11 protein-coding genes are annotated in these 10823 nt (G+C 53.9%); 6 read left to right on the forward strand and 5 right to left on the reverse strand.

What is annotated here, in order from left to right; translation table 11 throughout:
- Positions 1 to 20: 20 nt before the first annotated feature.
- Positions 21 to 1277, reverse strand: coding sequence for a glutamyl-tRNA reductase (hemA, locus tag ACOTYN_RS18305; protein WP_008499512.1), 1257 nt, complete (start codon positions 1275 to 1277; stop codon positions 21 to 23).
- A gap of 201 nt (positions 1278 to 1478) precedes the next feature.
- Here hemA and lolB point away from each other — a divergent pair, with 201 nt between their 5' ends.
- From lolB to dauA, 4 genes are all read left to right on the forward strand, one after another.
- A complete protein-coding gene (lolB, locus tag ACOTYN_RS18310) occupies positions 1479 to 2090 on the forward strand; it encodes a lipoprotein insertase outer membrane protein LolB (protein WP_023330589.1) in 612 nt (203 codons plus the stop codon).
- Entirely contained in the window at positions 2087 to 2956 is an 870-nt protein-coding gene (gene ispE / locus ACOTYN_RS18315; RefSeq protein ID WP_117580392.1) for a 4-(cytidine 5'-diphospho)-2-C-methyl-D-erythritol kinase, read from the forward strand. The genes lolB and ispE overlap by 4 nt, the downstream gene beginning before the upstream one ends.
- A 125-nt stretch (positions 2957 to 3081) precedes the next feature.
- The gene (gene prs / locus ACOTYN_RS18320) at positions 3082 to 4029 is read left to right on the forward strand and encodes a ribose-phosphate diphosphokinase (protein ID WP_003856663.1); all 948 of its coding nucleotides are present in this window, start codon (positions 3082 to 3084) and stop codon (positions 4027 to 4029) included.
- Positions 4030 to 4153: 124 nt separating this feature from the next.
- A complete protein-coding gene (dauA, locus tag ACOTYN_RS18325; protein ID WP_014884198.1) occupies positions 4154 to 5833 on the forward strand; it encodes a C4-dicarboxylic acid transporter DauA in 1680 nt (559 codons plus the stop codon).
- Here dauA and ACOTYN_RS18330 read toward each other — a convergent pair.
- Together ACOTYN_RS18330 and ychH are read right to left on the reverse strand one after the other, a co-directional pair.
- On the reverse strand, positions 5819 to 6877 hold the full coding sequence (locus tag ACOTYN_RS18330; protein WP_332958395.1) for a MerR family transcriptional regulator: 1059 nt from the start codon (positions 6875 to 6877) through the stop codon (positions 5819 to 5821). The two genes, dauA and ACOTYN_RS18330, sit on opposite strands and share 15 nt — an antisense overlap.
- A gap of 120 nt (positions 6878 to 6997) precedes the next feature.
- The gene (ychH, locus tag ACOTYN_RS18335) at positions 6998 to 7273 is read right to left on the reverse strand and encodes a stress-induced protein YchH (protein ID WP_008499505.1); all 276 of its coding nucleotides are present in this window, start codon (positions 7271 to 7273) and stop codon (positions 6998 to 7000) included.
- 274 nt (positions 7274 to 7547) lie between these two features.
- Between ychH and pth the strand changes: the two genes are divergently transcribed.
- Both pth and ychF read left to right on the forward strand, forming a co-directional pair.
- Positions 7548 to 8132 (forward strand): aminoacyl-tRNA hydrolase, encoded by a 585-nt coding sequence (gene pth, locus ACOTYN_RS18340; RefSeq protein ID WP_014884200.1) that lies wholly within the window; start codon positions 7548 to 7550, stop codon positions 8130 to 8132.
- 126 nt (positions 8133 to 8258) lie between these two features.
- Positions 8259 to 9353 (forward strand): redox-regulated ATPase YchF, encoded by a 1095-nt coding sequence (gene ychF, locus ACOTYN_RS18345; RefSeq protein WP_010432886.1) that lies wholly within the window; start codon positions 8259 to 8261, stop codon positions 9351 to 9353.
- A 302-nt stretch (positions 9354 to 9655) separates the two neighbouring features.
- Here ychF and ACOTYN_RS18350 read toward each other — a convergent pair whose 3' ends face one another.
- Positions 9656 to 10102 carry an SMI1/KNR4 family protein gene (locus ACOTYN_RS18350; RefSeq protein ID WP_023330592.1) on the reverse strand — a complete coding sequence of 149 codons (447 nt, stop codon included), beginning with the start codon at positions 10100 to 10102 and terminating at the stop codon, positions 9656 to 9658.
- A 13-nt stretch (positions 10103 to 10115) separates the two neighbouring features.
- Positions 10116 to 10823 (reverse strand): RHS repeat-associated core domain-containing protein (locus ACOTYN_RS18355; protein WP_421634769.1); only part of this gene is annotated, 708 nt, incomplete at its 5' end.

The following is a 10823-nucleotide window of genomic DNA, read 5'->3' on the forward strand; positions in this document are numbered from 1 at the left end:
TAGAAAATGGGTATAGGGCGCTATTCCAGCCCGAGGCTGTTGCGCAGAATAGTCAGGCGTTCATCATCCCCGTCACGGGCTGCCTGTTGAAGAGATTTGGTTGGTGCATGGATCAGGCGGTTGGTCAGTTTCCACGCCAGATCCTGCATAATGGCCTGTGCGTCGCCGCCCTGTTCAAGGGCCGCTAACGCTTTGGCAGTCAGGTCATCACGCACCTGCTCCGCCTGCCCGCGATACTCGCGGATGGTCTCGCTGACGCTTTGCGCGCGCAGCCAGGCCATAAACTCGCTGGTTTCCTGCTCAACAATGGTTTCCGCCTGTACCGCCGCCGCTTTACGCTGAGCGAGGTTGTGCGAAATGATGCTTTGCAGGTCGTCAACGCTGTAAAGATAGGCGTTCGCCAGTTTACCGACTTCCGGTTCAACATCACGCGGGACGGCGATATCCACCAGCAGCATCGGCTGATTTCGACGCGACTTCAGCGCGCGTTCCACCATCCCTTTACCGATGATTGGCAGGGGGCTGGCGGTAGAACTGATAATAATGTCCGCCTCTTTCAGACGTTCATCGATGTCGCTCAGCGCAACCACTTCTGCGCCCACCTCATCCGCCAGAACCTGCGCACGTTCGCGGGTGCGGTTCGCGATAATCATCTTTTTCACTTTATGCTCGCGCAGATGGCGCGCCACAAGTTCGATGGTTTCGCCCGCGCCCACCAGCATCACGGTGACGGTGGAAAGGGACTCAAAGATTTGACGTGCAAGGGTGCAGGCTGCGAAAGCAACAGAAACCGCACTGGCACCAATGTCGGTTTCGGTTCGCACACGCTTCGCCACGGAGAACGACTTCTGGAACATACGCTCCAGTTCACTGGCCTTCAAATGCCCTTTTTGCGAATCCGCAAAGGCTTTTTTCACCTGACCGAGAATCTGCGGCTCGCCCAGAACCAGTGAATCCAGACCGCTGGCGACGCGCATCAGATGGCTGACCGCATCATTGTCCTGATGCCAGTACAGGCTGTTACGCAGCTCGTCTTCGTTGAGATTGTGGTAGTCACATAACCAGCGGATCAGCGCTTCATGCAGGTTATCCTGTTCTTCCACGCTTAAATACAGCTCGGTACGGTTGCACGTCGAGAGCACCACGCCCCCTTGCACCATGGGTTGGGCAAGCAGGCTGTCCAGCGCCAGGTCAAGCGTATCCGGCGAAAACGTAACGCGTTCTCGCAGCGAAACCGGGGCCGTTTTGTGGTTAATACCGAGTGCTAATAGGGTCATGTTGAGCGGGAGTAGTACCAGCGTTAATAAGGTTAGCAGGACGCATCATACAGGATGCGCGAGATCAATAAAAGAGACCGCCTCCTTTCGGAGTAATAGCTTACGCATTGCTTTGAGATAATTTGAACGTAGACGGTGGGACTGCGGGACGCTAGCATTAACAGTTATAACTGCAACGTATCTCAAGGATTTGTCCTCATTATGACCCGACTGATTCGCCTGCTGCCTCTGGCGGCACTGGTTCTGACCGCATGTACTGTCACCCAACCAAAAGGCCCGGGCAAAAGCCCTGATTCACCGCAGTGGCGTCAGCACCAGCAGGACGTCCGCAATTTGAGCCAGTATCAGACCCGCGGCGCCTTCGCCTATCTCTCTGATGAACAAAAAGTGTATGCGCGTTTCTTCTGGCAGCAAACCGGGCAGGACAACTATCGCCTGCTGCTGCTGAACCCGCTCGGCAGCACCGAACTGGAGCTTATCGCCAAACCGGGCGAAGCGCAGATCACCGACAATAAAGGCCAGCACTACACCGCGACCGATGCCGAAGAGATGATTGGCAAGCTGACCGGGATGCCGATCCCGCTGAACAGCCTGCGCCAGTGGATCCTCGGCCTGCCGGGTGACGCCACCGACTACACCCTGGACGATCAATACCGTCTGAGCCAGGCCAACTACACCCAGAATGGCAAAACCTGGAAAGTGGTATACAACGACTATGACAGCAAGAGTAAACCATCGCTGCCATCAAATATGGAGCTGACACAGGGCAGCCAGCGCATCAAGCTCAAAATGGATAACTGGATCGTTAAATGATGACCCACTGGCCTTCTCCGGCAAAACTGAACCTGTTTTTATATATCACCGGTCAGCGTGCTGACGGCTACCATACTCTGCAAACGCTGTTTCAGTTTATTGACTATGGCGACACGATCGCCATTGAGCCGCGTCAGGACGGGCAGATTTGCCTCCTGACACCGGTCGAAGGCGTGGCGCAAGAAGACAACCTGATCGTGCGTGCCGCGCGCCTGCTGATGAAAGCGGCAGCGGAGTCGGGGCGGCTGCCCGCGGGAAGCGGTGCGGACATCAGTATAGAGAAGCGCCTGCCGATGGGCGGCGGTCTGGGCGGCGGCTCATCTAACGCCGCCACGGTGCTGGTTGCCCTGAATCACCTCTGGGGCAGCGGGCTGTCGCAGGACGAACTGGCCGCCCTGGGCTTGACACTGGGCGCGGATGTTCCGGTGTTTGTTCGCGGTCATGCGGCCTTTGCCGAGGGCGTGGGGGAAATCCTCTCCCCGGTCAACCCGCCGGAAAAATGGTATCTGGTTGCTCACCCCGGCGTGAGCATTCCGACCCCGGTCATCTTTAAAGATCCTGACCTGAAAAGAAATACCCCGATTCGGTCAATAGAAACGTTATTAAATTGTGAATTCAGCAACGATTGCGAGGATATCGCAAGAAAACGTTTTCGCGAGGTTGATGCGGTGCTTTCCTGGCTGTTAGAATACGCGCCGTCGCGCCTGACTGGTACAGGGGCCTGTGTCTTTGCTGAATTTGACACCGAATCCGCCGCTCGTCAGGTGCTTGAGCAAGCGCCGGATTGGCTGCATGGTTTTGTAGCGCGTGGGATGAACATCTCCCCTCTACAGCAGGCCATTCTGGCGCAGACTGAGTTTCGGTGACAACGTCACCCTGTTCCAGACGTTGCATCGCGCTCTTTAATACACCGCCTGGATAGCCTTCGCCTGGCCCGCACAGTTTGCGGCGAACGCTATCCACCACTGGACGCATGCCTGAGGTTCTTCTCGTGCCTGATATGAAGCTTTTTGCTGGTAACGCCACCCCGGAACTAGCACAACGTATTGCCAACCGCCTGTACACTTCCCTCGGCGACGCCGCTGTAGGTCGCTTTAGCGACGGCGAAGTCAGCGTACAAATTAACGAAAATGTACGCGGTGGTGATATTTTCATCATCCAGTCCACCTGTGCTCCAACGAATGACAACCTGATGGAACTGGTTGTTATGGTCGACGCGCTGCGTCGCGCTTCCGCAGGCCGTATCACTGCTGTAATCCCTTACTTCGGCTATGCCCGTCAGGACCGTCGCGTCCGTTCCGCGCGTGTGCCAATTACCGCTAAAGTCGTTGCTGATTTCCTCTCCAGCGTCGGCGTTGACCGCGTACTGACCGTTGACCTGCACGCAGAGCAGATCCAGGGCTTCTTCGACGTCCCGGTTGATAACGTATTCGGCAGCCCAATCCTGCTGGAAGACATGCTGCAGCTGAACCTGGACAACCCGATCGTGGTTTCTCCGGACATCGGCGGCGTGGTACGTGCCCGTGCTATCGCTAAGCTGCTGAACGATACCGACATGGCGATCATCGACAAACGTCGTCCACGCGCTAACGTTTCTCAGGTGATGCACATCATCGGTGACGTTGCTGGCCGCGACTGCGTGCTGGTTGACGATATGATCGATACCGGTGGCACGCTGTGTAAAGCCGCTGAAGCGCTGAAAGAACGTGGTGCGAAACGCGTATTTGCTTACGCAACTCACCCGATCTTCTCCGGTAATGCGGTAAACAACCTGCGTAACTCCGTCATTGACGAAGTTGTGGTATGCGATACCATTCCACTGAGCGACGAGATCAAGGCACTGCCAAACGTGCGTACCTTGACCCTGTCCGGGATGCTGGCCGAAGCGATTCGTCGTATCAGCAACGAAGAATCCATCTCTGCAATGTTCGAACACTAATCGAACACGGCCGAAAAACCCGCTGCGGCGGGTTTTTTTGTCTTTAGGTTTTATTTGTATGATTAATGCCTCCTTCACCTGCCATTCATATGACAGATGATGCGCACTCGGATGATAGATAATTGTGAAAAATGTAGCCTCCTCACATGTTCTGCCCTTTCGCGCCCTCATCGACGCTTGCTGGAAAGAGAAGTACACCTCGTCACGTTTTGTCCGTGACCTGATTGCCGGGATCACCGTCGGCATTATCGCCATACCGCTGGCGATGGCGCTGGCGATTGGTAGCGGCGTTGCACCACAGTACGGCCTCTACACCTCGGCCGTTGCCGGGATTGTCATCGCCCTGACCGGTGGTTCACGCTTCAGCGTCTCCGGCCCGACCGCCGCTTTTGTGGTGATCCTCTACCCGGTTTCGCAACAGTTTGGTCTTGCAGGCCTGCTGGTTGCCACCCTGATGTCAGGCCTGTTTTTGATTCTCTTTGGCCTGGCCCGCTTTGGCCGCCTGATTGAGTACATTCCCCTTTCCGTCACGCTCGGGTTCACCTCAGGGATCGGGATCACCATCGGAACCATGCAGATCAAAGATTTTCTCGGTCTGCAGATGCCTCACGTACCGGAACATTATCTGCAAAAAGTGGGCGCGCTGTTTATGGCACTGCCTACGGCCAACCTGGGCGACGCCGCCATCGGGATTGTGACGCTGGGTACGCTGATCGTCTGGCCTCGTTTAGGGATTCGTCTGCCGGGTCACCTTCCCGCGTTGCTGCTGGGTTGCGCAGTAATGGCTATCGTCAATATGTTCGGTGGTCATGTCGCGACAATCGGCTCGCAGTTCCACTATGTGCTGGCGGACGGTTCTCAGGGTAGCGGCATTCCGCAACTATTACCGCAACTGGTACTGCCGTGGGACATGCCTGGCTCCAGCTTTACCTTAAGCTGGGATTCCCTGCGCGCCTTGCTTCCCGCCGCATTCTCTATGGCAATGCTGGGGGCCATTGAATCGCTGCTCTGCGCCGTCGTGCTCGACGGCATGACCGGCACCAAACATAAAGCCAACAGCGAACTGGTCGGTCAGGGGTTAGGCAATCTCATCGCCCCGTTCTTTGGCGGTATTACCGCAACGGCAGCCATCGCCCGTTCAGCGGCGAACGTGCGCGCGGGAGCAACCTCCCCCGTTTCGGCGGTTATCCACTCCGTGCTGGTGATCCTCGCTCTGCTGATCCTTGCCCCGCTGCTCTCCTGGCTGCCGCTTTCCGCTATGGCCGCGCTGCTGCTGATGGTGGCCTGGAACATGAGTGAGGCGCATAAGGTGGTCAACCTGCTGCGTCGTGCACCAAAAGACGACATCATCGTAATGTTGATCTGTATGTCGCTGACGGTGCTGTTCGATATGGTTATCGCCATCAGCGTCGGGATCGTGCTGGCTTCCCTGCTGTTTATGCGCCGCATTGCGCAGATGACGCGCCTTTCGCCGGTCAACGTAGAGGTGCCTGATGATGTGCTGGTGCTGCGCGTAATTGGCCCGCTGTTCTTCGCCGCAGCGGAAGGCCTGTTCAGCGAACTGGAAACCCGCATCGCGGGCAAACGGATTGTGGTATTGAAATGGGATGCCGTACCGGTGCTGGATGCCGGTGGCCTGGACGCCTTCCAGCGCTTCGTACAACGTCTGCCGGAAGGCTGCGAGCTGCGGGTGAGTAACCTGGAATTCCAGCCGCTGCGCACCATGGCGCGCGCGGGCGTACAGCCGATCCCTGGCCGACTCTCTTTCTACCCTAACCGGGAAGCGGCGTTAGCGGATCTGTGATTCACCTGATGCGGAGAAACGTCTCTGCATCATTATCCCGATGGCCTGCTGGAGCCATGCAAGCACAGCAGGCGACATCCATGTTCCTTTCATCAGCTGCGGCTCCTGCTGCATGGCCGCGCGAAACTTTTGCTGGGTTTCCGGGTTTGTTCCCGCATACGACTGGAATAACGCCAGCCAGTTTTCAGCCAGCTTTTGCGCCTCCTCACAGGCAGGATCGATATTTTTCCGCTGCGCCTGATGCAGTTTCGCCACCAGTGGCGGCCACTCCATCATGCGGTCAAAGTAGTGTGCCCTGGTAAAGGCCATCTCTTCGGCGGTGAGATACTTCTCCCATATGTTGAGCTTAGATTCAGCAAACGCCCGGGTAATGTAATCCGTCATCTCCGGCGTGATGCCAGTCTGCGCCTGCATTTGCGGCTCAACGCTGTGCATTTCGTTCAGCCGGGTAAGAAACTCCGGCTTGCCCGCCGTGTCCTGCTCCAGGCGTTCCATCCAGCGCGTCGCCAGCTCCATGGCTCGCGCATCCGTAACGGGGATATGTTGCTCCAGAAGTATGTTGGCCTCTGTAACCAGCCCTGACCAGATAGCCGTCAGTGCCTCCTTCTGCACCGCAAACGGCAGCTGCTGTAACTCCTCTTTGCTAAACCAGCGATCGTACATATTCATTAACTCCAGCGTCTGTAGCCAGGATTCCAGATCCGGCGTCGCATCGTCGCGAAGCCCGGTGCGCAGTTCCACCAGCCGGTCGCGCAGCGTATGTATGCTGCAAAGCTGTTTATCCAACAGCGTGATTTGCGCATCGAGTAACTCGGTTAACGACAGCGACGCCTGTTCCAGAAAATCCCTGATTTCAGCAAATTCCAGCCCCGCTTTTGCCAGCGTCTGGATCATGTGCAGACGCTGGACATCTGCCAGGTTGTAAAGCCGGTAACCTGCCGCACTTCTGGCAGAAGGCAGCAACAACCCTGTTTGCTCATAGTGATGCAATGTCCGCACGGTGATCCCGGCCCGTTTCGCAAGCTCACCCACCTGAATCAACATAATTGCTCCTTTTTACTTTGCCAGTGCACACACTCTGGAGCCTTACGTTACGTGAGGGTCAATACTACATGCAAAAAAAAACGACCCCCTCGGGAGTCGTTCGGTGTTCTTTATCAGGTACTAGCTGTGCTTGTGCTGATCCCTGCGACAACGTTTATCATAATGGCGCACCCACCAGTATTTATCGCAGACTTCCTCATGTCCGCTCACGCGCGCCCCGGCAAGCCACAATACTGCACCGAGGAAAATGCTCAGTACCGCGCCATGCGCGAAGTATTGCGGGAGATCAAGCTGCGGCAATTGGTTTAAAATTGAATAACCTACGCCGACAACCATCACAAACAGCCCCAACCCCATCAGCACGTTACCGAGTAACGAAGCGTTTTTGCGTTTCATGTGTCACCTCCGGAACTTTGGGTTGTCAGGGGAAAAGCCCCTAATCCTTGTGTGTAAAGTATAGACAACGCCCCTTTTATGAGTTGCGTGAATGATCACATTTACGGATAACTCCCAAACAAAAGTTTACAAATAAGGCGTTGAACAGCTTGAAATTCTAATTGTTCAGATGAGTAATTATTCGACTTTCGCCGTGACGATTGCAGAATTTTGTCAAGCGGCGCGCCAGACAGTAAACTACGCGCCAGATCTGGAATCCATTAGGAATTGAATCGTGACGATTAAACTGATTGTCGGCCTCGCCAACCCGGGCGCAGAATATGCGGCCACTCGCCACAATGCCGGGGCATGGTATGTTGATCTTCTGGCCGAGCGGTTGCGTGCTCCCCTGCGCGAAGAACCTAAATTCTTCGGCTATACCTCACGTATCAACCTTGCTGGCGCAGATGTGCGCCTGCTGGTACCCACCACCTTTATGAACCTGAGCGGTAAAGCCGTGGCGGCAATGGCAACGTTTTATCGCATCAATCCGGATGAAATTCTGGTGGCTCACGATGAACTGGACCTCCCACCCGGCGTGGCAAAATTCAAACTGGGCGGCGGGCACGGGGGCCATAACGGTCTGAAAGATATTATCAGCAAGCTGGGCAATAACCCGAATTTCCACCGTTTGCGCGTAGGAATCGGCCATCCGGGCGATAAAAACAAAGTTGTTGGTTTTGTGTTAGGTAAACCCCCGGTTTCTGAGCAGAAACTGATTGACGAGGCGGTAGACGAAGCGGTGCGCTGCACTGAAATCTGGCTGAAAGATGGCTTAACCAAAGCGACAAACCGCCTGCACGCTTTCAAAGCGCAATAATCCGCCCGATACGGCTTTTTTACCGCGCGTGATGCGGGTTACGTGTATAATAGGCAGAGTTATTTACTTTTCATCAATCGGTTATCGTTAACGGATTGATTATCAAGATATTAAGGTGATTTAGAAATGGGATTCAAATGCGGTATCGTCGGTCTGCCAAACGTGGGCAAATCCACCCTGTTTAACGCGCTTACCAAAGCGGGTATCGAAGCGGCGAACTTCCCGTTCTGTACCATCGAACCGAACACCGGGGTTGTGCCAATGCCCGACCCGCGTCTGGACCAGCTCGCGGAGATCGTGAAGCCACAGCGCATTCTGCCTACCACCATGGAGTTCGTTGACATCGCGGGCCTGGTAAAAGGCGCCTCCAAAGGTGAAGGTCTGGGTAACCAGTTCCTGACCAACATTCGTGAAACCGAAGCGATCGGCCACGTTGTGCGCTGCTTCGAGAACGACAACATCATCCACGTCAACAACAAAGTGGATCCGGCTGACGACATCGACGTCATCAACACCGAGCTGGCGCTCTCTGACCTCGACACCTGCGAACGCGCGATTCACCGCGTGCAGAAGAAAGCCAAAGGCGGCGATAAAGACGCGAAAGCGGAACTGGCTGCGCTGGAAAAATGTCTGCCACAGCTGGAAAACGCGGGCATGCTGCGCGCGCTGAAAAACCTGACGGAAGAAGACAAGGCGGCGATCAAATACCTGAGCTTCCTGACCCTGAAGCCAACCATGTACATCGCCAACGTTAACGAAGACGGTTTTGAGAACAACCCGTATCTGGACAAAGTGCGTGAAATCGCCGCGGCGGAAGGTTCTGTCGTTGTGGCTGTATGCGCTGCCGTTGAATCTGATATCGCCGAGCTGGACGACGCTGACCGTGAAGAGTTCATGGCCGAGCTGGGTCTGGAAGAGCCGGGTCTGAACCGCGTAATTCGCGCGGGTTATGAGCTGCTGAACCTGCAGACCTACTTCACCGCTGGCGTGAAAGAAGTCCGTGCCTGGACGATTCCTGTGGGTGCAACTGCGCCTCAGGCAGCCGGTAAGATCCACACCGACTTCGAGAAAGGTTTTATTCGCGCGCAGACTATCGCGTTTGAAGACTTCATCACCTACAAGGGTGAGCAAGGCGCGAAAGAAGCAGGCAAGATGCGTGCGGAAGGGAAAGATTACATTGTTAAAGATGGCGATGTGATGAACTTCCTGTTTAACGTTTGATTGGTTTTGAATGAAGAAAATCCACGCTTTGGCGTGGATTTTTTTATTCGAGGGTTAAAACACATTTTCCAGGAGTTCTGTTTTCATGCTGGGTTCAAATGGAATGATCTCAACAGTCGCAAGCTTTAACCTCTGAAAAGGATCCTCGCGTAGTCGCTCCTCAAGAGAGGCAAGACACTCAGATTTAGCAAGAATGACGCCACCGTTTCTTGGGATCCATTTACATTATAAGGCCCAAGTTCCATCATAGACCTTATAATGTTAGCTCTTGATTGAAAAGATCAAAATTTACTTAAAAAAAATCATGTCCGTAATTTCACATAATTATCAAAAAACTCAGAAAACGAAGCGTTTAAAGTGTTTGTTTCTTTTCTGGAAAACAGATCATAATTAATAACTCGACCAAAAGTTTTGCCGCCACAGTCTATACACCAACAAACTTCGTCATCTTTGAAATAGATAACTGCATAGTTTTCAGGAAGGGAGAACTCAGTCCGGCAATAATTTGTATCATAAAAAACAGCACCTCCGGATTCTTCGAGTGCATTGTTATCAACTACTCCTGAGATCTCCTCTCCAATTACACCGCCGCCGCCAACCAAATGTAAGAACTCTTTAAAATCAAGTGGGAGTTTAATACCCAGATTATTTTCAAGTATGTCAATCTGCTCTAGATCAACCGGGCCTAACCAAAACACCTCGTCTGTAGCATTCTTATCTAAATGCTCAATTGCAGTTTTGATAGTCATCTTTTACACCCTATTAAAAATCCAATGATCTCAACTTCCAATACGCGCTTCTAAATCTGTTGTACTGCCTATCAAGTTCAGGAGTATTTCTAAAACTCCCACCATTCTCAATTAATCCATGCAATTGCTTATGATACAGCTTATGCGTTGATGAAAGAATTTCCACCATCGGTCCAGGCTCTTGTCCAAGAACATGATGGAGGTTAACTTGTTTTCCATCCGTGCCAATCGGAGCATAGCCATTCTTCATCAAATCAACATTTGTCCAACCATCCTTAACTTTCGCTTTGATTGAAGGATGAACTGACGGATGAACCGACTTAGGGACACCTGGATGTATATCAACAGTATTTTTATAGACTGTACGTCCCAGAATGGTTCCAGGCTTATATTTACCTGAGGATGAACACCTACTCAACCCCCACGGATCCACCCACCCCAGCGCATTCGGCGCATACTGGTAAAGGTTTATCCCCCCCGCCAGCCCTATCGGGTCCTGCTGCGTAAACCGTCCGCAGTCCGGGTCGTAATACCGGAACAGATTGTAGTGCAGCCCTGTCTCACGATCCAGGTATTGACCCTGCATGCGCAGGTTCTGAGAATATCCTGATACCTGCGTTTCGCTTTCCCGCAGCAGCTTGCCCCAGGCGCTGTTCACCGCGTCCCAGCGCACCTGCCCTTCGATATCCGTCATCCGCTCCGGCGTGCCGTTGGGCTGACA

This window comes from Enterobacter cloacae complex sp. IR5458, assembly GCF_049238025.1.
GTDB classification, from domain to species: Bacteria; Pseudomonadota; Gammaproteobacteria; order Enterobacterales; family Enterobacteriaceae; genus Enterobacter; species Enterobacter kobei.

Excerpts from the sequence above, each read along its gene's own strand:
- hemA (WP_008499512.1), bottom strand. The coding sequence starts at position 1,277 with ATGACCCTATTAGCACTCGGTATTAACCACAAAACGGCCCCGGTTTCG.
- lolB (WP_023330589.1), top strand. The coding sequence starts at position 1,479 with ATGACCCGACTGATTCGCCTGCTGCCTCTGGCGGCACTGGTTCTGACC.
- ispE (WP_117580392.1), top strand. The coding sequence starts at position 2,087 with ATGATGACCCACTGGCCTTCTCCGGCAAAACTGAACCTGTTTTTATAT.
- ACOTYN_RS18330 (WP_332958395.1), bottom strand. The coding sequence starts at position 6,877 with ATGTTGATTCAGGTGGGTGAGCTTGCGAAACGGGCCGGGATCACCGTG.
- ychH (WP_008499505.1), bottom strand. The coding sequence starts at position 7,273 with ATGAAACGCAAAAACGCTTCGTTACTCGGTAACGTGCTGATGGGGTTG.
- ychF (WP_010432886.1), top strand. The coding sequence starts at position 8,259 with ATGGGATTCAAATGCGGTATCGTCGGTCTGCCAAACGTGGGCAAATCC.
- ACOTYN_RS18350 (WP_023330592.1), bottom strand. The coding sequence starts at position 10,102 with ATGACTATCAAAACTGCAATTGAGCATTTAGATAAGAATGCTACAGAC.